The sequence below is a fragment of the Enterobacter cloacae complex sp. I3 genome, from assembly GCF_014896175.1.
GTDB lineage: Bacteria > Pseudomonadota > Gammaproteobacteria > Enterobacterales > Enterobacteriaceae > Enterobacter > Enterobacter bugandensis.
In genome coordinates, this window is sequence record NZ_JADBQZ010000020.1 from 16488 (window position 1) to 36474 (window position 19987).

Here is a 19987-nt window from a genome sequence, read left to right on the forward strand (position 1 = left end):
AGCGGAATCGTGTCAATCATTGCGACAAATCAATCCTGTGACTAACGTTTGTGCGACTGACTCGCCTCACTTTCCCTTTGAGCTTGCAACCACATGGGGGCTGCGCCCGGAATTTTAAAGTCCTCGCAGGATAAAAATGTGAACGTGATCACAATTGCCTGACCGCCTTTTCGCGACACATAAGTTTAGAACAAAAGTGCACGCAAGGGTGTTAATGTTTTGTTAGAATCCGGGTTAAAAGATGTCTGTTTCTACAGCGAGATGTAAGCATATGTCGAACCAACATAACCCTGACGATTTGAAAAAAAACCTCACCGAAATGCAGTTTTACGTGACCCAGAATCACGGCACGGAGCCGCCATTTACCGGGCGATTACTGCACAACAAGCGAGACGGTGTCTATCACTGTCTGGTCTGCGATGCCCCGCTGTTCAATTCACAAACGAAATATGACTCCGGCTGCGGCTGGCCGAGCTTTTACGAGCCGGTGAGCGATGACGCAATCCGCTATCTGACCGACTCGTCGCACGGTATGGTGCGCACGGAAATTCGCTGCGGTAACTGCGACGCGCACCTGGGGCACGTCTTCCCGGATGGTCCTCAGCCAACGGGTGAGCGTTTCTGCGTGAATTCAGCCTCAATGAGCTTCACCGATGATGAAAACGGCGACCAGATTAAGGGTTGAAAAAACGATTCAGCAAATTATTCCTTTGAAAGGGAGAGATCGTGAATATTGAGGACATGATTAACGGGATGACCCCGGAAGTTTATCAACGTCTGGTGACCGCCGTTGAGCTGGGAAAATGGCCGGACGGTGTGGCGCTCACGCCTGAGCAAAAAGAGAACAGTTTGCAGCTGGTGATGCTGTGGCAGGCGCGCAATAACACCGATGCGCAACACATGACTATCGACACTAACGGTCAGATGGTGATGAAGAGCAAGCGAGAGCTGAAGGAAGATTTTGGCATCACGCCGAAGCCGATTGCGACGATGAAAATGCAATAACGGTGCGGGTTGATGCCCTCACCAGGCCCTCTCTCTGTGGGAGAGGGCTGGTGTCTTACTACTTATGCGGGATCCCGAGCGACTCCGCCAGCTGTTTCGCTAACAGATTATTGTCGTCCGCTCCGTACTCCCAGAACATCGCCCCGGCGAGGCCTTTCTCTTTGATGTAGTCCGCCTTGATCGCGACAGAACGCGGATTCTCATACGAAATCGCAAACAGCGCGTTGCCATCGGCACCCTTTACCGAGAGCCACGGTACCTTCGCCTGGTCGTCCCAGTGTTCGGTAAAACGCTTCTGCGGATCGTTCAGCAGCTTCTTCACGATATCGTTGTACTTCACGTAGGTATCTTTAGTCAGGTCATAGCCGAGCGACTTAAACAGGGCGATCTCCTGCGGTCCAAAGTAGGGCTGGGTGACCGGATTTTTTTGCGCGTCCGGCTTGCTCCAGTCAATGCCCGGTTCAACCGCACGTTTCGGTACGCGGCCGTAAAAACCGATCCCGAGGTTCATCTGCTGCGGCTTCAGCCCGGCGGCCAGATAGTTATTCACCACAAAATCGACGCTATATTTGTCGGCGGCAGCCACCGTTGGCCAGGCGCTGGAGTCATACAGGTTCGCGTTGAAATACTGCGTACCGTACGCCATGTCGTAGGTCATCAGGTTGATGTAGTCGAGGAGCGGGGCGATGGCTTTGACATCCACCCAGCTTTTCGGACTTTCCGCATTCGCGCCCACCGCAATGGTCACCAGCTTTTTCTGCCCGAACGCGTCGCGCATCTCTTTCAGCAGGGCGGTAAAGTTATCCCTGTCGGCGGGCTGGCTTGCAACCAGCCCCCACGCGCCGTTGACCGGATATTCCCAGTCGAGATCGATCCCGTCCAGACCGTATTTCTCAACAATTTCCTTCGCGGAGCGGATAAACACCGCGCGACTCTCCTGGGTTGCCGCTGCGCCAGAGAAACCGCGTGCCCCCCAGCCGCCAACGGAGAGCAGGACTTTCAGGTTCGGGTTTTGTTTACGCAAGGTCGGGATAAGGGCCAGATCGGACGCCACTTTTGGCGACAGCCAGATTTGATGCAGCTTCGCCGGATCTTTCAGCGCAGGGTTGGTCTCATCTTTCTCGTTGTTATAAACAAGCCCAAACGAGTAGTTCAGGTGGGTGATCTGTCGAACGTCCAGTTTATTGATATCGCCACCCGGTCCGGCGGTGACGTCACCACCCCCGTTAAAGTAGCCCACGGACATCAAAGGCGCGGCGGAAGCAAGCGACGCGCAAAGCAAGGGTAATGCTGCCAGCAGGGGCAAACGTTTCATACAAGTTCCTCTTTGACTTAATAAAAATAACCACGCCACAGAAAAGGCGTGGCGAAAAAACAGCCTGAAGAGAATAGCATTGCCGCTTCGCTGAGGATGCGAGGGAGTTCACTTTATGGGGATTGGGGAGGGGTTTTGCCGGGTAAGCGTCAGCGCCACCCGGCTTAAAAGGCTACGCCTGCGTTTCCTGCCAGTCTGCCAGCGTATACAGCGTGGCACCTTCGGCGGCCATATCCATAAACGCCTGGGCGCTGTCCTGTGGTTGGATGTTCACCCCACGACAGCCGTCGGTGATGACGCTAACGGTATAACCCAGCTGGAGCGCGTCCAGCACGGTAAACTTCACGCAGTAATCCGTCGCCAGACCCAGCACGATCAGCTCCGTGATTTCATGGTGACGTAACCACGCGTCCAGCGCCGTCTTCTGGCGATGCCCGTTATCGAAAAACGCGCTGTAGCTGTCGATGACCGGGTTTTCACCTTTATGGAACACCGCGTCAATGGCCTTCTGATTCAGGAGCGGGTGCAGCTCCGCTCCTTCGGTCTGCTGTACGCAGTGATCCGGCCAGAAGGTTTGCGCCAGACCGTCGAGTTCACCCTGGGTGAAAGGCTCAACGTTGTGCTGGCTGGCAAAGCTGCCATGGTTCGCCGGGTGCCAGTCCTGGCTGGCGACAACCGCTTCACCGCGGGCTTTGCACCAGTCAATCAGGGTATTTGCCACGTCAACGGTACTGTCACCTTCGGCGACGGCCAGCGCGCCGCCCGCGCAGAAATCATTTTGCAAATCGACCAGTAGCAGGGCGCGTTGCTTCATGAGAGCTCCTTATTCGTCCGGGGTCAGCTCGCCGCGAAGGTTTTGCATCATTGCGCGGCGAATGGACTGAATGTCCAGATCCTGACTCAGTAAATAATGAAGTTTAGTCAGCGTCGCCTCAACGGTCATATCGAAGCCGCTGATCACCCCCGCGTGCGCCAGCGCGTTGCCGGTGGCATAGCCGCCCATATTGACCTTGCCAGACATGCACTGGGTCAGGTTTACCACCACAATTCCGCGCTCGCTGGCTTCCTGAAGCTCCTTCAGAAATTCGCCGTTCTGCGGAGCGTTGCCGACGCCATAGGAACGGAGGATCAGCGCTTTCACCGGCTGGCGCAGGAAGTTGCGCACCACGTCCGCGGAGATGCCCGGATAAATGGTGACCACGCCAATCGGCTGCGGGGTAATCGGATGCACAATCAGCTCGCCGGCGGTGTTCGGTGCCGGAGGCGTTCCCAGACGACGGATATGAATACCCGCTTCCAGCAGCGGCTGCAGGTTAGGGGAGGCAAAGGCATCAAAACCGTCGGCATGGGCTTTGGTGGTGCGGTTGCCGCGATACAGGCGATTGTTAAAGAACAGCGACACTTCGTTGATCGGGTAATTCGCCGCCACGTACAGGGAGTTCAGCAGGTTGATCTGCCCATCCGAGCGCAGCTCCGCCAGCGGTATTTGCGACCCGGTGACGATCACCGGCTTGCTCAGGTTCTCCAGCATGAAGGAGAGCGCCGAAGCGGTGAACGCCATGGTGTCGGTGCCGTGAAGGATCACGAAGCCGTCGTACTGGTCGTAATGGGCTTTAATGTCATCCGCGATGTGCTGCCAGTCTTCCGGCGTCATGTCGGAGGAGTCCATCAGCGGCTCGTATTCATGGATGGTGAAGTCAGGCATTTCCGGACGGTGGAATTCAGGCATCAGCGCAAGCTGACGCTGCAGATGGCCGGAGACGGGGATATAGCCATTTTCAGAGCGCTGCATACCGATGGTACCGCCAGTGTAGGCTACATAAATCGATTTCTTCTGCATGGTAGTGAGTTCTTGTTCTTCAAAAGAAAAAAATCCCCTCTTCACGGGAAGAGGGGACGGTTTTTAACGGACGTTCGCGCAGGTCAGGCAAAACGCGTAACGACTTTGTGGATCGTTAAAGGCCGCAAGCTTATCGCTTTCCGCCTTCATCGCTTTCGCAGCCGTGGTCACCGGGGCCGGCAGGTACGCCTGCAGCGCCTCCGGCAGCATGGCGCGTACGGAGACGGACATGCTGTCCATCACCATATCGAAGAACGACGGTTCGTCCTGATAATACTCAACGTGCCACTGCTTGAGCTTCGCCAGTTCGGCGGCTTTCTTCACCGCGTCGTCGAAGTCGCCCAGGCTGTCGACCAGACCGTTACTCTTCGCATCCTGTCCGGTCCAGACGTGGCCCTGAGCAATCTGGTCGATCTGTTCCGGCGTCTTCTTACGCGAGTCGGCAACCAGCGTGATAAAGCGTTTATAGCCGTTCTCAATGCTCAGCTGCATCATCTCTGAAACTTCCGGCGGCAGAGATTTGGTCATCGACACATCCGCCAGCGGCGACGTGGAAACACCATCGGTATGCACACCCAGATAATCCAGGCTGTTTTCCACGGTGTTAATCACCCCGAAGATGCCAATCGAGCCGGTCAGCGTGCTTGGGTTCGCCACAATATAGTTGGCAGGCGTGGAGATCCAGTACCCACCAGACGCGGCCATGCCGCCCATGGATACGACGATCGGCTTGCCAGCGGCACGCGCTGCGGCCAGCTCGGCGCGGATCACTTCGGAAGCGCTAACGCTGCCGCCAGGGCTGTTCACCCGCAGGACAATCGCTTTCACTTTCGGGTCAAGGCGTGCATCGCGGATTTGCGACGCGGTAGTATCACCGCCGACGTTCCCCGGGGTTTCCTGACCGTCCATGATAGCGCCGTTAGCAAACACCACGGCTACGCTGTCGCCGCTGTCGTCCGGCTTTTTCGCAGCATAGTCATACATGCTGATGGCGCTGTAGTTTTTGTCCTCTTTGCTCCAGCCAAACTGTTTGGTCAGGGCTTTTTCGATATCTGCACTGGTGCCCAGCGCGTCAACCAGCTTGTTGTCGAGGGCATATTTCGCGGTATCACCGTCGACCTTGCGCAGTCCATCCAGCACGCCGCGAGCGCCAGGGAACACCTGCTCAGCGGTAATTTGACGGTTAGCGGCAACGGTACCCAGATAGTTCTGCCACAGCTCGCCAATCCAGCGGCTGTCCGCTTCACGGGCGGCAGGGGACATATCGTCGCGGATAAACGGCTCCACGGCAGATTTATAGGTGCCGACGCGGAAGACGTGGGTGGTGACCTTCAGCTTATCGAGCAGTGATTTGTAGTACAGGCCGTTGGTGGCAAAACCGTGCAGATCGACCGTTCCCTGCGGCGAAAGCCAGATCTTATTGGCGAAGCTTGCCAGATAATATTGCCCCTGGCTGTAGCTGTCGCCCACGGCAATCACCGGCTTGCCGCTGTCGCGGAACTCGCGCAGCGCTTTACCGATGTACTGCATAGAAGGCTGGTCGCCGCCGGCAAAATCTTTCAGATCCAGCACGATCCCGGTGATGTTTCGGTCGTCTTTGGCCTGACGGATAGTATCGACGATATCGAACAGGGAGTTCTCCTGCAGGCGGTCTGACGTCGCGCCAAACAGCTGGCGGCCGATCACCCCCAGACGATTGCTGGTGGACGGTTTATCAACGATCACGCCGGTGATATCGAGTAACAGGGCCCCACGAGTCGAATGCTGCGCCTGATTCGCGTTGCTGATATGCATCCAGATGCCCGCGCAAACCAGAACCAGCAGGATGAAGAAGATGTTCATCACCAGGTTGCGGACGAAGTTGAGCAGTCGCCACGTCCATTTAAAGAAACCGGCAAAGATTCGCCAAAGGGTTCGCATGTATTCTCCCTAACCAGAAAATGACTGTTTCCGTCGCCACTGGACGGTAATGTTGGGTTATCGTAATGACCCAACCGCCACTTGTCAGCAGGAATCGCCTGCCAGGCTGTAACAAAATCTGCCGTCGTGTTAATTTTGTGAGTAAATTTCAAGAAAGGAGTTAACCAATGGATGCACTCGAACTGCTTGTTAACCGTCGTAGCGCGTCACGTCTGGCCGAACCTGCCCCAGCGGGCGAGCAGCTGGAAAACATTCTGCGTGCCGGTATGCGTGCGCCGGATCATGGCACGCTGCAGCCGTGGCACTTCTTTGTGATTGAAGGCGAAGGCCGCGATCGCTTCAGTCAGCTGCTGGAGCAGGGGGCAGTTGCCGCCGGGCAGGATGAGAAAGGTATCGACAAGGCGCGTAACGCGCCGTTCCGCGCCCCGATGATTATCGCTGTCGTGGCGAAATGCCAGGCCGACCATAAGGTGCCGGTCTGGGAGCAGGAAATGTCTGCCGGCTGTGCGGTGATGGCGATGCAGATGGCCGCCGTTGCGCAGGGTTTTAACGGTATCTGGCGCACCGGGCCGCTGACCGAGAGCGCCGCAGTGCGGGCAGGATTCTCCTGCGGTGAGCACGACAAAATTGTCGGTTTCCTTTACCTCGGCACCCCGCAGCTTAAAGCCTCCAGCACCATTAGCGTGCCGGACACCACGCCTTTCGTCAGCCGTTTTTAATTACACGCGCTAAACTGTCTGGATTCTGAGCACCCGCCGCAGAATTCAGACAGTCATACTTACCTCTTTATGGAATGAGCGCTACCATAGCGCGATTGAGATGACAGGAGACGTCCATGAGCGAGCAAACCATTCGTTTAACGCAGTACAGCCACGGAGCCGGTTGCGGTTGTAAAATTTCCCCGAAAGTGCTGGAGACCATTCTGCACAGTGAACAGGCGAAGTTTGTCGACCCGAACCTGCTTGTCGGCAACGAAACGCGTGACGATGCGGCGGTTTATGACTTAGGTAACGGCACCAGCATTATCAGCACCACTGACTTCTTTATGCCGATTGTTGATAACCCGTTCGACTTCGGGCGCATCGCGGCCACCAACGCCATCAGCGATATCTTCGCCATGGGCGGTAAGCCGATCATGGCCATCGCCATTCTGGGCTGGCCGATCAACACCATTCCACCGGAAATCGCCCGCGAGGTGATTGATGGCGGGCGTTTCGCCTGCCAGCAGGCGGGGATTGCGCTGGCCGGCGGCCACTCGATTGATGCGCCAGAGCCTATCTTCGGCCTGGCCGTTACCGGCGTGGTGCCGACCGAGCGCGTGAAGCGCAACAGCACCGCGCAGGCGGGCTGCAAGCTGTTCCTCACCAAGCCGCTGGGCATTGGTGTGCTCACCACCGCTGAGAAAAAATCCCTGCTCAAACCGGAGCACAAAGGGCTGGCGACGGAAGTCATGTGCCAGATGAACCTCGCCGGCGCGGCGTTCGCCAATATCGACGGCGTAAAGGCGATGACCGACGTCACCGGTTTTGGCCTGCTGGGGCACCTTTCCGAAGTCTGTCAGGGCGCGGGCGTGCAGGCGCAGGTCTGGTATCAGGACGTGCCGAAGCTGCCTGGCGTGGAAGAGTACATTGCCCAGGGCGCAGTTCCGGGCGGTACCCAGCGCAACTTCGCCAGCTACGGTCACCTGATGGGCGAAATGCCTGAGGCGTGGCGTAACCTGCTGTGCGATCCACAAACCTCCGGCGGCCTGCTGCTGGCGGTGACGCCGGAATCCGAAGCCGAGGTTCAGGCAACCGCCGCCGAGTTTGGCATCACCCTGACGGCGATCGGCGAACTGGTGACCGCCCGCGGCGGCCGACCGATGATTGAGATTCGTTAATTCGATGCGGTTGTTTATTGCCGAAAAGCCGAGCCTGGCCCGTGCCATCGCCGACGTGCTGCCTAAACCGCATCGCAAAGGCGACGGCTTTATCGAATGCGGTAACGGGCAGGTGGTCACCTGGTGTATCGGCCACCTGCTTGAACAGGCGCAGCCGGACGTCTACGACAGCCGCTACGCCCGCTGGAACCTCAACGATCTGCCGATCGTGCCGGAAAAGTGGCGTCTTCAGCCTCGTCCGTCCGTCACCAAACAGCTCAACGTCATCAAGCGCTTCCTGAATGAGGCGACGGAAGTGGTCCACGCAGGTGACCCGGACAGAGAAGGGCAGCTGCTGGTGGACGAAGTGCTGGACTATCTTGAACTGGCGCCGGAAAAGCGCCAGCAGGTACAGCGCTGCCTGATCAACGACCTCAACCCGCAGGCCGTTGAGCGGGCGATCTCGCGCCTGCGTTCCAACAGCGAGTTTATCCCCCTGTGCGTCTCTGCTTTAGCGCGCGCCCGCGCGGACTGGCTGTACGGCATCAACATGACCCGCGCCTACACCATCCTCGGGCGTAACGCGGGCTATCAGGGCGTACTCTCCGTGGGCCGCGTGCAGACGCCGGTGCTGGGGCTGGTGGTGCGTCGCGACGAAGAGATCGAGAACTTCGTCGCCAAAGATTTCTTTGAAGTGAAAGCGCATATCGTCACGCCTAAAGACGAGCGCTTCACCGCGGTCTGGCAGCCGAGCGACGCTTGCGAGTCGTACCAGGATGAAGAGGGGCGTTTGCTGCATCGTCCGCTGGCGGAGCATGTGGTTAACCGTATTACCGGCCAGCCGGCCATCGTTACCAGCTATAACGATAAACGGGAATCAGAACCCGCGCCGCTGCCGTTCTCCCTTTCTGCTCTGCAGATTGAGGCCGCGAAGCGCTTTGGCCTCAGCGCGCAGAACGTGCTGGATATCTGCCAGAAACTCTACGAAACCCACAAGCTGATCACCTATCCGCGTTCGGACAGCCGCTATCTGCCGGAAGAGCACTTTGCCGGACGCCACGCGGTGATGAACGCCATCGGCGTCCACGCGCCGGATCTGCTCCCGCAGTCCGTCGTTAACCCGGACACCCATAACCGCTGCTGGGACGACAAAAGGGTCGATGCCCACCACGCGATTATCCCGACGGCGCGCGCCAGCAGCGTCAACCTGACCGATAACGAAGCGAAGGTCTATAACCTGATCGCCCGTCAGTACCTGATGCAGTTCTGCCCGGACGCGGTGTTCCGCAAGTGCGTCATCGAGCTGGAAATTGCCAAAGGCAAGTTTATCGCTAAAGCGCGTTTCCTCGCGGAAGCGGGCTGGCGCACGCTCCTCGGTAACAAAGAGCGCGATGAGGAGAACGACGGCACGCCGCTGCCGGTGGTCGCTAAAGATGACGAACTGCTGTGTGAGAAGGGCGAAGTGGTTGAACGTCAGACCCAGCCGCCGCGCCACTTCACCGATGCGACGCTGCTGTCAGCCATGACCGGGATCGCCCGCTTTGTGCAGGATAAAGATCTGAAGAAGATCCTGCGCGCCACCGATGGACTGGGTACGGAAGCAACCCGCGCGGGGATCATCGAGCTGCTCTTTAAGCGAGGTTTTCTTGAGAAAAAGGGGCGCTACATCCACTCAACGGAACCGGGCCGGGCGCTCATACACTCCCTGCCGGAGCTGGCCGCAAGGCCGGACATGACCGCGCACTGGGAATCCGTGCTGACGCAAATCAGCGAAAAGCAGTGCCGCTATCAGGACTTTATGCAGCCGCTGGTGGGGACGCTTTACCAGCTGATCGATCAGGCGCGCAGCACGCCGGTGAAGCGGTTCAGAGGGATGGTTGCACCCGGTGGTGGCGCGAAGAAACCGTTCAAAAAGAAAAAGAGCGCGGCCTGATACACCCGGTTTTCTCCCTCTCCCTGTGGGAGAGGGCACCCGGCCGCACGATATAAACCTTAAATCACACCCTGCCCAATCATCGCATCCGCCACCTTCACGAACCCGGCGATATTCGCCCCGCGCACGTAGTTGGTTTGCGTTGCCTCGCCGCCGTACTCGACGCAGGCATGGTGAATATCCAGCATGATGTGGTGCAGACGGGCATCCACTTTCTCCGCCTTCCAGCCGAGCCGCGCCGCGTTTTGCGCCATCTCCAGGCCGGAGGTCGCCACGCCGCCCGCGTTCGCCGCCTTGCCTGGCGCAAACAGCACGCCCGCCTCCAAAAACAGATCCGTCGCCTCGATAGTGGTCGGCATATTCGCCCCTTCCGCTACCGCCTTCACGCCGTTGCTAATTAGCGTGCGCGCGGCGTCCGCGTCCAGTTCGTTTTGCGTGGCGCACGGCAGGGCGATATCCACCGGTACGCCCCACGGCTGTTTGCCTTCCAGATACGTCAGGCCAAACTCCGCGGCATAATCGGCAAGTCGGCCATCGCGGCTGGCTTTGATTTCGCACAGGCGCGCCAGCTTCTCCGCCGTAAAGCCCGCTTCGTCCACTACCGTGCCTTTAGAGTCGGAGGCCGTCACCACGCGGGCACCAAACTGCATCGCTTTTTCGATAGCGTACTGCGCCACGTTACCGGAGCCGGAGACCGCCACGCGCATCCCCTCGAAACCTAAACCGTGACGCTTGAGCATTGCCTCGGTGAAGTAAACCAGGCCGTAGCCGGTCGCCTCCGGGCGGATCAGGCTGCCGCCAAACGATAACCCTTTGCCGGTAAAGACGCAGGCGCTGCTGTTGGAGAGCTTTTTCATCATCCCGGCCATAAAGCCCACTTCGCGGGCCCCCACGCCGATATCCCCTGCCGGTACGTCGGTGTCCGGGCCGAGGTGGCGGTAAAGCTCGGTCATTAGCGCCTGACAGAAACGCATCATTTCGCCTTCGCTTTTGCCTTTCGGGTCGAAATCGCTCCCGCCTTTACCGCCGCCCATTGGCAGGGTGGTGAGCGCGTTTTTAAACGTCTGTTCAAAGCCAAGGAATTTCAGAATCGACAGGTTCACGGAAGGGTGGAAGCGCATGCCGCCCTTAAACGGACCGATGGCGGAGTTAAACTGCACGCGCCAGGCGCGGTTGACCTGTACTTGGTTGCGGTCATCCACCCAGGTCACGCGGAACTGGATCACACGTTCTGGTTCAACCAGACGTTCCAGCAGCGACAGTTGACGATAGCGCGGGTTTTGTTCAAGGAACGGCCAGAGGGTAGTCATTACTTCACGAACGGCCTGAGCAAATTCGCTTTGATGCGGGTCGCGCTGCTGAACATAGGCAAGGAAACTTTCCAGAGAGCGTGTCTGATCCATAGATATAAGAACCTCTTATAGTAATTAATGTATGTTGCTTATGCGATTTGTGTTGTTTTTTTGACTATACCACCCGTACCGCTTTGTGAAGCAAGCAGAAATGTGGACCGAAAGGGAAATTAATGACCCGGGCCGCGTCATAACAAAAAGCGATGGCGCGCTAAATTAAAGATTCTGCCCGATTTACCGTTATAGTCATTATCAGGACACAACAGGAAGAGAAGTCTATGAACCGTTACGTGATGGCCGCGTTATCATTGATGTTGACCGCAGGCGCGCAGGCTGACCGCATTCGCCCGGATGTAGAAGTGAACGTGCCGCCGGAGGTGTTTAGCTCCAGCGGCCAGCGCGCGCAGCCGTGTAACCAGTGCTGCATCTACCAGGATCAAAACTATTCTGAAGGGGCCGTTGTGAAGGCGGATGGCGTGCTGCTGCAGTGCCAGCGCGATGAACATACCATCAGCACGAATCCGCTGGTCTGGCGTCGCGTAAAAGAATAAACGCCTCCAGCAGCGGAATATCCGCCGGAGCTAACTCATAACTGAAAGCCTCTTCCGGCGTACACCACGCCAGCGCGCTGTGGTAGTGCGCCGTTAACTCTCCGCTGAAGCGGGGTACGTGCCAGGCGTGCAGGTTGATTAACCGCTGTGATACCTCGCGCTGATGGCTCGCCACGTACTGCTCAGGCTGAGCCTCGATACCCAGCTCTTCACGCAGCTCGCGGATAAGCGCCTCAGGCTGGGTTTCTCCGGCCTCCACTTTGCCGCCAGCGAACTCCCACATTCCCGGCTGGTCGGCGTGAGCAGGGCGCTGTGCCAGTAAAATTTTGTCGTCTTTTTCGATGATGGCCGCAACGACATCGACTGTTTTTAGCATGGTCGTCAATACTTGATAGCGAAAAACGCCATATTATCGTGCCCTTTCAAAGAGTCCAGCCATCAGGAGAATCAGGTGAAAGAGACGTCCACCTGGGTAGAGCCCATCCCAACCCTTCCGGCGAGTGTAAAACCCATTGCCGCCATGCAGCAAAAACACTTCGGCGCCGTGCTGAATCCCACGCGCTGGTGGGGACGCATGCCGCGTCTGTTCTGGCTGGTCGCTTTGTTTGTGGGGTTTCTGGAGCGCAGAAAAGCGCGCCTGACGCCAGTGCTGCGCTCGCTGCTCATGACGCGCGTATCGCAGCTGTGCCACTGTGCGTTCTGCATTGACGCCAACAGCCTGCGCCTGGCCGAGCGCTGCGGCGCGCTGGATAAAGTCCAGGCCGTAAGCGGCTGGGCTGATTCTGACGTGTTCAGTGAACAGGAACGCGCGGCGCTGGCCTATGCGGAGGCGGTGACCGCCACGCCGCCCAGGGTGGATGAGGCAGTTAAAACGGCGATGAAACGCCACTTTACGGATGAAGCCATCACTGAAATGACGGCGCTCATTGCCTTTCAGAATCTCTCGGCCCGGTTTAATGCCGCGCTGGATATACCGGCACAGGGGCTGTGCGCCACGTTTAAAGGGAAGCCTGATGCTTGACCGTCACCTGCACCCGCGGGTAAAGCCCGCTCTGGACCGTCTGGTATCCGTGCTGGATAAGCCGGGCGTTACGCCCGACGGATTAACGCTTGCCGGGTTTGCCATCGGCCTGCTGGCGCTGCCGTTTCTGGCCCTCGGCTGGTATCCGGCGGCGCTGGCCGCCATCGTCCTGAACCGCCTGCTTGATGGTCTGGACGGCGCGCTGGCGCGTCGGAGAGGGCTGACGGATGCGGGAGGATTTCTCGATATCGCCCTCGATTTTCTGTTCTATGCGCTGGTGCCGTTTGGCTTTGCGCTGGCTGCACCCGCAGAGAATGCGCTGACGGCGGCCTGGCTGTTGTTCGCGTTTATCGGCACCGGCAGCAGTTTTCTCGCCTTTGCCGCGCTGGCGGCGAAGCACGAGATCGACAACCCCGGCTATGCGCATAAGTCGTTTTACTATATCGGCGGGTTAACGGAAGGGACGGAGACCATCGCGCTGTTCGTGCTGTGCTGCCTGTTTCCGGCACAGTTTACGCTGTTCGCGTGGATATTCGGCGCGTTGTGCTGGCTGACCACCACAACGCGCATCTGGAGCGGCTACGTGACGCTGAAGTCACTCACCCGTTAGAGAGCACTCTCTGGTCCGCGCTCTCCGGCGGTGACCGGGTTCTGCGGGTGACTGCTCCATTCGTACCAGCCGCCGTCATAGACGGCGACGTGCTTCCAGCCCATCGCCCGGGCGTACATAAAGGCTTCGGACGCCCGCCAGCCGGTGCCGCAGTAAAACGCGACCTGCTGTTCCGGCAGAATATTCCAGCGCTTCCACTGGGCGGCGATGTCGTCAGCGCTGCGCATGGTGCCATCCGGGTTATGGAAGTCTTCCATATGGGTGGCATCGCTGCCCGCATGGCCCCAGCGGGCGCCGGCAATTTCACCTTTTGGCTTGATGTAGCTGTAGCCGCTGGTTTCGCCGATAAACTCCGGCCATGAACGAATGCTGACCAGGGAGGCATCCTGACGGTGCAGCATGCCGCGCGCCTGTTCCATATCCACCATCAGCTGCGGCTGGCCGGGGATCGGCGCGCCAAAATCAGGGGCAGGAGCCACTTTGCCGGGCGTACCGCGCTCAACCGGCAGACCGGCATCTGACCACGCCTTCCAGCCGCCATCGAGAAGGCGCACATCCTTCACGCCCGCGTAGAGCATAATCTGCGCCACGCGCGCGGCGGCGTAAACGTCGCGCCCATACAGAATGACGGTGGTATCGTGACGGATCCCGTGCTTTGCCAGCATTGCTTTCAGCCTGTCGTCGGAGACTTTGTTCCACAGCGGCTCGCTTTCCACCTCGTTGGTGTCAATGTAGCCCGCGCCGGGAATGTGGTTAAGCAGGTAAAACTTCGGCGCGCCCCAGGCCGCTTCTATGACTTTCCATTCGCCCGCCGGCGCGGCGGTCACCGGTTTGTCCTGCTGAAGCCGGTGGATCCACTGCGGGTAAACCAGCTGTTCAAAGTGGGGCAGGCGCTGAAGGCGGTCGGGCGTCCGCAGAGCATCGCTGAGCAGCGAAACGTGGCGGTAACCAGCTTTCTCCAGACGGGCTTTCACCGCCTGGTTATCGTTCTCGTCGCCATACAGCGCGATGGACGTCGCAGGGGTAAGCTGATGCTGTTTTGCCCAAAGTGCAATCTGCTCGTCGCTCATGGCGCTAAGCCAGGCGGCTGCCAGGTTGAGCGCAGCGGGTTCGTGCCCGGAAGGACCGCTGAGGGTCTGCGGCCAGCCGTTATAGAAGGCGCTGGGGCGGGTGTCGATTGCCGCGCCGTGCTGCGCCTGAAGCTGAGACAGCGTCATCGCGTTGGCCATATCAGCAGCCTGAGAGGAAAAAGAGGCGAGGCCGCAGATCAGGGCCAGCGCGGTCAGTTGAGAAACACGTTTCATCGAATAACCTGACGTCAGTAAAAGAGGGGGGCATTGTCGTCTCTCCCGAAACGGAAAACATTGCGTTAGCACATTATTGCCAGAGAGAAATCTCCATCACCTCGCCGCCGGGCGGAATATCGTCCTCGTCATGGGTGACCAGCACCACCGGAATATTGCGCGCGCGGACGGCGTCAAATACCCATGCCCGGAACGTCGTGCGTAACGCTTTATCAAGGCGGCTGAACGGTTCGTCCAGCAGCAGCGCCTGCGGCTCTGCGAGCAGGGCGCGCAGCAGGCTCACCCGGGCGCGCTCTCCGCCGGAAAGGGTGGCCGGATCGCTGTCGTAATGACCGCCAAGCCCGGCGGAATCCAGCGCCTGCTCGACCGCTTCCCGCCGTGCGCGTCCCGCGATCCGCTCAGGCAAGGCCAGCAGCAAATTTTGCCCAACGCTGAAAGGGTCAAACAGCAGCGCGTCCTGAAAAAGAATCCCCAGACCGCGGGATTCGACGGGTAAACCGTCGCAGCGGCGTTCGCCGATCCACAGTTCGCCCCGCGCCTGAAAATCCTCTGACAGCGCGCCGACCATCCAGGCAAAGAGGGTCGATTTGCCGCTGCCGGACGGCCCCATCAGGGTGACAATCTCCCCGCGGGGTACGCAAAAATTGACCTCGCGGAAAAGCGGTTCGATGGTGAGATCGTTGACCTTGAGCATTAGCGTAATCCTTGACGGTAGCGGCCCGCGAGCCGGGATAACAGCGCAGCAAGACCGAATACGACGCCCGTGACCAGCAGTAATTCCAGGGCTCGGTTAGCGAGAACCGGGATGCTGCCTCCGCTGCTGAGCGCGACGGTCTCGGTGGTCAGCGTGGCGAAACGTCCCGCGCCCAGCCACAGGGTCGGCATATATTGGGCCATGCTGACGGAAAAGCCGGTGGCAAAGGCCAGCAGCGCAGGACGCACCAGCAGGGGACATTTCAGCCGGCAGAAAATTTTTGCCCGCCGCCAGCCGAGCGTTCTGGCGGTAAGGATAAGCCGGGGATCGATCCGCCGCCAGGCGGGCTGCAGCACCAGCAGCATCCACGGTAGCACCCACAGCAGATGGCTCCAGAGGACGGCGATAAAGCCTCCGTCGAGACCCAGATGCAAAGCAATCGCGTATTGCCCGGTGACGAGCGGCAGTGCCGGAAGGGCGAGCGGTAGCCACACCCACGCCGCGCCGCGCTGCGGCCCCCATTCCAGCCAGAGAAAAATGACGATCAGGGCGATAAGGCTCGAAAGCAGACCGAAGGAGAGGCTGGTTCCCACGGGACCGACGTCGTCCCGCTGTGCCAGCATCAACAGCACGGCGGCGCAAAGGAGGCCGCATGCGGGCAAAAAGCCGCTGAATGCGCGTTCAGGCAGGACGAGATGCAACCTGCGGCGCGTCCCGCTCAGGTCCGGAATCGCGCGACGCCAGACCTTCCACAGGCCGTACCCCAGCGCGGCAAGCGCGGCCAGTAAAAGAAGGAGCACCAGGCACAGCAGCGTTCCTTTCACCTGCTGCTGCGCGTCGCCCTGGCTCAGCCACTGCCAGGCCAGCACGGCCAGCGTGGGCGGGTTGCCGGGCCCGAGAACGATCGCTACGTCCACAACCGACAGCGACCACGCCAGCACCGCCAGCATCACCGCCCCGAGGACTGGCGCGATCGCCGGAAGGATCAGCCAGCTGAGCGTCTGAAAACGTCCGTAGCCAAAGGTTTGCAGGACGATCTTCTGCTGCGCAAGCCCTTTTTCCGGCAGCACGGCGTAAATGGCCCACAGCACGAATGCGCTCTCTTTGACCGCGAGCGTGAGGCCCAGCCCTACGCCGTAGCGGTCAAACGGCGGCGAACAGACGGTACAAACCTGATAAAACAGTCCGCCCTCGGCAAACAGCAGTAGCGCGCTGGTGGCGAAGGCCACGTGGGGGATCGCCAGCAGCCACGGCAGGCGCGTGCTGAGACGCCGCCAGCGGGTGCCGGGCCAGAAAAGAGCCACGAGGGAAAGGGCGATAAACAAGGCCCCCAGCGTAGCGATAAGCGTTGAGACCAGCGTGGCAACGGCTGCCTGCGGCAGCTGAGGATCGTTTAGCAGCCGCTGCCAGTTCGTCACGGAAAAGGCCGGCGCGAACAGCACGGTGCCAGCGGGCAGGATCGGCAGATAAATCACCGTCATCGCCAGCCAGACAAGCCAGCCTAACGGGTGCCGTAACGACGCAGCCATTCCTGCTCCAGCGCGTTCACCCACGCGGACTGCGGCTCCGGGAGCACCTTCGGTAGCCCCTGAGGCGTGTGGGCCTGCAGCTGTTTCGCTTCACGTTCGGGCAGCGTTTTCGCATCCAGCACGCTCGGATCCCCCCAAATGGCCGGGTCGGCCTTGCGGATCTGCGCCTGCGGCGACAGCAGGAAATTGGCGACCACTTTCGCCCCCGCGCTCGCGCTGGCATTAGCCGGAATAGCGACAAAATGCACGTTGCCGAGCATCCCGCCCTGAAAACCAAAGCTGTAGCTGTCGGCAGGCAGTTCGCCGCTAGCCACTTTTTGCTGCGCATGCGCCGGGTTAAAGGTCAGCGACAGGTTCAGACTTCCGATGGCGAGCAGGGCATCCATCCGGGCGGGTGAGGGAGGGAAGTCTTTTCCTTCACGCCACAGCAGCGGGTGCAGTTTATCGAGGTAGCCCCAGAGCGGCGCCGTAACCTGGGCAAACGTATCATCAGGCGCTTTTTGTAACGCCTCGGGATGCGCCGCAAGCGTCAGCAGCAACTGCTCAAGAAAGGCCGTGCCGGTAAAATCGGGTGGGCGAGGATAGCTCACCTTGCCCGGGTGCTGCTGCGCGTACGCCAGCAGCGCCTGCGGATCCTCCGGCGGCATTGGCATGCTGGCTTTGCGGGCGATAAAAGTCAGCTGCGCGCCGCCCCACGGCGATTCCGCCCCGTCGGTTGGAATCGCAAAATCTTCCGTAACGGGTTTTCGGGTATCGACATAGCGCCAGTTGGGCAGACTCTGCGCCCACCCGGTTTGTAGCAGGTTCGCCTCTTTTAGCGTGCGGAAGTTCTCGCCGTTCACCCACAGGAGGTCGACCGAGCCGTTGGTCTTACGCCCTGCGGCGGCTTCCGTCTGAATACGTTTGACCGCATCGGCGGCATCCGCCAGCGGGACGATTTTTAGGGTGATGGCATAGTGCGTTTGCATCTCACCGCTGACCCACTCAAGGTAGCGGTTAACCGCCGGATCGCCGCCCCAGGCGTTAAACCAGACGGTCTGGCCTTTGGCCTGCTGTTGAATAGCTTGCCAGCCGTCGGCGGCATAGAGGGGGGCTGCCAGCAGCAGACCGGTCAGAAACGTGCAAAAACGCACACGGCGCATAATGCCTCACTTTTTATCAGCAGGGAGATAGCGGGAAAACAGCCGGCGCGTAACCAGCGGTAATAACCCCAGTAGTGTAAAGGCGAATACCACGCCCGGCGACAAAATATCGCGCAGCGATGCCACTTTTCCCAGCTCCCGCCCGGCGTTCAGAAAGATAACCGTCGCGGGCAGCATGGCGAGCTGGCTGACCCACCAGTAGCGCCGGACCGTGATGCGGGTCAGCCCCATCAGTAAATTCACCAGGAAAAACGGGAACAGCGGCATCAGGCGCAGGGCAAAAAGATAGCCCGCGCCGTCGCGCGCCATGCCCGCATTTACCGTTGCCATCTGTCGGGCAAACCGCCGCTGCACCCAGTCGCGCAGCAGGTAACGGCTGGCGAGCATCGCCAGCGTGGCCCCGAGCGTGGAGGCAAACGAAACCAGCACGGTGCCTTCCCACAGCGTAAATAACGCCCCGCCCAGCAGGGTCAGAACCGCCGCACCGGGTATCGAGAGAGCGGAAACCGCCACGTAAAGCGCAAAGAAGATCAGCGCGCTACGCAGCGGCGCGTGGTCGACATGGGAGAGTAGCGTCTGCTGGTGGGTTTTAATTCCTGCCAGAGAGAGCGTGTCAGGCGGCAGAATGACAAATGTCATAAGAAATGCGCCCAGAAGGGCGCACAGGAAGAGTGTTTTTCGTATGTTCACGCGCGATTACAGCTTGAATTTAGCCCATACCGGCGCGTGGTCCGACGGTTTTTCCATGCTGCGGATGTCGTAGTCGATCCCGGTTTCAATGCAGCGCTCCGCCAGCGGCGTACTCGCCAGCAGCAGATCGATACGCAGGCCGCGGTTGTCGTCAAAGCCCTTCGAGCGGTAGTCAAACCACGAGAAGCGGTCCTGCGTTTCCGGGTTGGCATTGCGGAAGGTATCCACCAGGCCCCAGCCCAGCAGGCGTTCCATCCACTCACGCTCTTCCGGCAGGAAGGAGCATTTGCCGGTGCGCAGCCAGCGCTTGCGGTTCTCTTCGCCGATGCCGATATCCAGATCCGTCGGGCTGATGTTCATATCGCCCATGATCAGCACCGGATTCTCTTTTTTCAGTTCGGTCGTCAGATAGTTCTGCAGATCCTGATAAAACTTCGCTTTGGCCGGGAATTTTGTCTCGTGATCGCGGCTCTCACCCTGCGGGAAATAGCCGTTAATGACCGTAATATTCCCGAGTGCGGAGGGCACTTCCGCCATGATGATGCGGCGCTGGGCTTCTTCACCGTCGCCGGGGAAGCCGCGGCGCACGGAAACCGGGGTGTCTTTGGTGAGCAGCGCGACGCCATAGTGACCTTTCTGACCGTGGTAAAAGACGTTGTAGCCGAGTTTCGCCACCTCTTCGAGGGGGAACATGTCGTCGTGAACCTTGGTCTCCTGCAGGCCGATCACATCTGGCTGATGTTGTTCAACGATGGCTTCTAGCTGATGAGGGCGGGCGCGCAGGCCGTTGATATTAAAAGAGACAAATTTCATAGTCGCTGCCAGTGCAAGGTGAATAGTGCATGGATGGTAGCAGAATTTGCGTCAACTGTTACCGGGTTCGACCAATAACTGCGACAGATAATGCCGGTGGTGCAATATTTGCACCATTCTGACGCGCTTCGCCCTTAAACAGGGCGTAAAGGGCCGATAAATTTCGCGAGCGATCACAATTCCAGAATTATATTTGGCCTGTGCATACTCTTTCTGATTTTCATGCGGCAAAGCGCCGCTTGCCGTAAAAATATTCACTTTTTATGCACTAACAGTGAATAACTCCATATTGTAACCTATTGATATTCTGTTACCTCACCCCGTTTATGCATTTTTATCGCTGGCTGGCACGAAGGCTGCAATCTACATTCACAGTGCAAACACTCAATTATTTAACATTCAAATAACTT

Annotated in this window: 20 protein-coding genes; 8 read left to right on the forward strand and 12 right to left on the reverse strand. The window is 59.0% G+C overall.

The window, feature by feature from the left end; genetic code table 11:
- Positions 1 to 271 precede the first annotated feature (271 nt).
- The gene (msrB, locus tag IM271_RS16175; protein ID WP_028012770.1) at positions 272 to 685 is read left to right on the forward strand and encodes a peptide-methionine (R)-S-oxide reductase MsrB; all 414 of its coding nucleotides are present in this window, start codon (positions 272 to 274) and stop codon (positions 683 to 685) included.
- Between the two features lie 41 nt (positions 686 to 726).
- Entirely contained in the window at positions 727 to 1005 is a 279-nt protein-coding gene (locus IM271_RS16180) for a YeaC family protein (RefSeq protein ID WP_061098531.1), read from the forward strand.
- 58 nt (positions 1006 to 1063) lie between these two features.
- On the opposite strand, the gene IM271_RS16185 is transcribed toward IM271_RS16180, so the two are convergent.
- The 4 genes from IM271_RS16185 to sppA all read right to left on the reverse strand — a co-directional run bounded on the left by IM271_RS16185 (position 1064) and on the right by sppA (position 6080).
- Positions 1064 to 2320: a glycoside hydrolase family 18 protein gene (locus tag IM271_RS16185; protein ID WP_126326164.1), complete on the reverse strand. Its 1257-nt coding sequence runs from the start codon at positions 2318 to 2320 to the stop codon at positions 1064 to 1066.
- Positions 2321 to 2492: 172 nt separating this feature from the next.
- Positions 2493 to 3134, reverse strand: coding sequence for a bifunctional nicotinamidase/pyrazinamidase (pncA, locus tag IM271_RS16190; protein WP_045630119.1), 642 nt, complete (start codon positions 3132 to 3134; stop codon positions 2493 to 2495).
- Positions 3135 to 3143: 9 nt separating this feature from the next.
- Complete coding sequence (gene ansA, locus IM271_RS16195; RefSeq protein WP_028012774.1) at positions 3144 to 4160, reverse strand: asparaginase; 1017 nt, start codon at positions 4158 to 4160, stop codon at positions 3144 to 3146.
- 63 nt (positions 4161 to 4223) lie between these two features.
- Positions 4224 to 6080, reverse strand: a complete 1857-nt coding sequence (gene sppA, locus IM271_RS16200; RefSeq protein ID WP_028012775.1) for a signal peptide peptidase SppA — start codon at positions 6078 to 6080, stop codon at positions 4224 to 4226.
- A 167-nt stretch (positions 6081 to 6247) separates the two neighbouring features.
- On the opposite strand from sppA, the gene IM271_RS16205 reads away from it, so the two are divergent.
- From IM271_RS16205 to IM271_RS16215, 3 genes are all read left to right on the forward strand, one after another.
- Positions 6248 to 6799 (forward strand): NAD(P)H nitroreductase, encoded by a 552-nt coding sequence (locus IM271_RS16205; protein ID WP_045261605.1) that lies wholly within the window; start codon positions 6248 to 6250, stop codon positions 6797 to 6799.
- Positions 6800 to 6915: 116 nt separating this feature from the next.
- Complete coding sequence (selD, locus tag IM271_RS16210) at positions 6916 to 7959, forward strand: selenide, water dikinase SelD (RefSeq protein ID WP_028012777.1); 1044 nt, start codon at positions 6916 to 6918, stop codon at positions 7957 to 7959.
- 4 nt (positions 7960 to 7963) lie between these two features.
- Positions 7964 to 9871, forward strand: coding sequence for a DNA topoisomerase III (locus IM271_RS16215; protein ID WP_193052861.1), 1908 nt, complete (start codon positions 7964 to 7966; stop codon positions 9869 to 9871).
- 59 nt (positions 9872 to 9930) lie between these two features.
- On the opposite strand, the gene gdhA is transcribed toward IM271_RS16215, so the two are convergent.
- A complete protein-coding gene (gene gdhA, locus IM271_RS16220; RefSeq protein WP_193052862.1) occupies positions 9931 to 11274 on the reverse strand; it encodes an NADP-specific glutamate dehydrogenase in 1344 nt (447 codons plus the stop codon).
- A gap of 227 nt (positions 11275 to 11501) precedes the next feature.
- On the opposite strand from gdhA, the gene IM271_RS16225 reads away from it, so the two are divergent.
- Complete coding sequence (locus IM271_RS16225; RefSeq protein WP_193052863.1) at positions 11502 to 11774, forward strand: YnjH family protein; 273 nt, start codon at positions 11502 to 11504, stop codon at positions 11772 to 11774.
- On the opposite strand, the gene IM271_RS16230 is transcribed toward IM271_RS16225, so the two are convergent.
- The gene (locus IM271_RS16230; RefSeq protein WP_045261602.1) at positions 11734 to 12150 is read right to left on the reverse strand and encodes a pyrimidine (deoxy)nucleoside triphosphate diphosphatase; all 417 of its coding nucleotides are present in this window, start codon (positions 12148 to 12150) and stop codon (positions 11734 to 11736) included. The two genes, IM271_RS16225 and IM271_RS16230, sit on opposite strands and share 41 nt — an antisense overlap.
- A gap of 75 nt (positions 12151 to 12225) precedes the next feature.
- Between IM271_RS16230 and IM271_RS16235 the strand changes: the two genes are divergently transcribed.
- Both IM271_RS16235 and IM271_RS16240 read left to right on the forward strand, forming a co-directional pair.
- Positions 12226 to 12795, forward strand: coding sequence for a carboxymuconolactone decarboxylase family protein (locus IM271_RS16235; RefSeq protein WP_193052864.1), 570 nt, complete (start codon positions 12226 to 12228; stop codon positions 12793 to 12795).
- Positions 12788 to 13405: a CDP-alcohol phosphatidyltransferase family protein gene (locus tag IM271_RS16240; protein WP_193052865.1), complete on the forward strand. Its 618-nt coding sequence runs from the start codon at positions 12788 to 12790 to the stop codon at positions 13403 to 13405. Before IM271_RS16235 ends, IM271_RS16240 begins: the two co-directional genes overlap by 8 nt.
- On the opposite strand, the gene IM271_RS16245 is transcribed toward IM271_RS16240, so the two are convergent.
- The 6 genes from IM271_RS16245 to xthA form a co-directional block, all read right to left on the reverse strand.
- On the reverse strand, positions 13402 to 14709 hold the full coding sequence (locus IM271_RS16245) for a sulfurtransferase (RefSeq protein ID WP_193052866.1): 1308 nt from the start codon (positions 14707 to 14709) through the stop codon (positions 13402 to 13404). The two genes, IM271_RS16240 and IM271_RS16245, sit on opposite strands and share 4 nt — an antisense overlap.
- Positions 14710 to 14782: 73 nt before the next feature.
- Positions 14783 to 15403 (reverse strand): ATP-binding cassette domain-containing protein, encoded by a 621-nt coding sequence (locus IM271_RS16250; protein ID WP_193052867.1) that lies wholly within the window; start codon positions 15401 to 15403, stop codon positions 14783 to 14785.
- Positions 15403 to 16932 (reverse strand): thiamine ABC transporter permease, encoded by a 1530-nt coding sequence (locus IM271_RS16255; protein ID WP_193052868.1) that lies wholly within the window; start codon positions 16930 to 16932, stop codon positions 15403 to 15405. The genes IM271_RS16250 and IM271_RS16255 overlap by 1 nt, the downstream gene beginning before the upstream one ends.
- Positions 16905 to 18065: an ABC transporter substrate-binding protein gene (locus IM271_RS16260; RefSeq protein ID WP_370532094.1), complete on the reverse strand. Its 1161-nt coding sequence runs from the start codon at positions 18063 to 18065 to the stop codon at positions 16905 to 16907. Before IM271_RS16260 ends, IM271_RS16255 begins: the two co-directional genes overlap by 28 nt.
- A 15-nt stretch (positions 18066 to 18080) precedes the next feature.
- On the reverse strand, positions 18081 to 18764 hold the full coding sequence (locus IM271_RS16265) for a TVP38/TMEM64 family protein (protein WP_028012788.1): 684 nt from the start codon (positions 18762 to 18764) through the stop codon (positions 18081 to 18083).
- Positions 18765 to 18770: 6 nt separating this feature from the next.
- Entirely contained in the window at positions 18771 to 19577 is an 807-nt protein-coding gene (gene xthA, locus IM271_RS16270) for an exodeoxyribonuclease III (protein ID WP_032644863.1), read from the reverse strand.
- Between the last annotated feature and the right edge of the window lie 410 nt (positions 19578 to 19987).

Bases quoted from the DNA above. Each gene is read 5' to 3' on its own strand.
- IM271_RS16250 (WP_193052867.1), bottom strand. From the start codon at position 15,403: ATGCTCAAGGTCAACGATCTCACCATCGAACCGCTTTTCCGCGAGGTC.
- IM271_RS16230 (WP_045261602.1), bottom strand. From the start codon at position 12,150: ATGCTAAAAACAGTCGATGTCGTTGCGGCCATCATCGAAAAAGACGAC.
- pncA (WP_045630119.1), bottom strand. From the start codon at position 3,134: ATGAAGCAACGCGCCCTGCTACTGGTCGATTTGCAAAATGATTTCTGC.
- IM271_RS16215 (WP_193052861.1), top strand. From the start codon at position 7,964: ATGCGGTTGTTTATTGCCGAAAAGCCGAGCCTGGCCCGTGCCATCGCC.
- xthA (WP_032644863.1), bottom strand. From the start codon at position 19,577: ATGAAATTTGTCTCTTTTAATATCAACGGCCTGCGCGCCCGCCCTCAT.
- msrB (WP_028012770.1), top strand. From the start codon at position 272: ATGTCGAACCAACATAACCCTGACGATTTGAAAAAAAACCTCACCGAA.
- IM271_RS16225 (WP_193052863.1), top strand. From the start codon at position 11,502: ATGAACCGTTACGTGATGGCCGCGTTATCATTGATGTTGACCGCAGGC.
- ansA (WP_028012774.1), bottom strand. From the start codon at position 4,160: ATGCAGAAGAAATCGATTTATGTAGCCTACACTGGCGGTACCATCGGT.
- sppA (WP_028012775.1), bottom strand. From the start codon at position 6,080: ATGCGAACCCTTTGGCGAATCTTTGCCGGTTTCTTTAAATGGACGTGG.
- IM271_RS16185 (WP_126326164.1), bottom strand. From the start codon at position 2,320: ATGAAACGTTTGCCCCTGCTGGCAGCATTACCCTTGCTTTGCGCGTCG.
- IM271_RS16255 (WP_193052868.1), bottom strand. From the start codon at position 16,932: ATGGCTGCGTCGTTACGGCACCCGTTAGGCTGGCTTGTCTGGCTGGCG.
- IM271_RS16245 (WP_193052866.1), bottom strand. From the start codon at position 14,709: ATGAAACGTGTTTCTCAACTGACCGCGCTGGCCCTGATCTGCGGCCTC.
- gdhA (WP_193052862.1), bottom strand. From the start codon at position 11,274: ATGGATCAGACACGCTCTCTGGAAAGTTTCCTTGCCTATGTTCAGCAG.
- IM271_RS16205 (WP_045261605.1), top strand. From the start codon at position 6,248: ATGGATGCACTCGAACTGCTTGTTAACCGTCGTAGCGCGTCACGTCTG.
- IM271_RS16240 (WP_193052865.1), top strand. From the start codon at position 12,788: ATGCTTGACCGTCACCTGCACCCGCGGGTAAAGCCCGCTCTGGACCGT.
- selD (WP_028012777.1), top strand. From the start codon at position 6,916: ATGAGCGAGCAAACCATTCGTTTAACGCAGTACAGCCACGGAGCCGGT.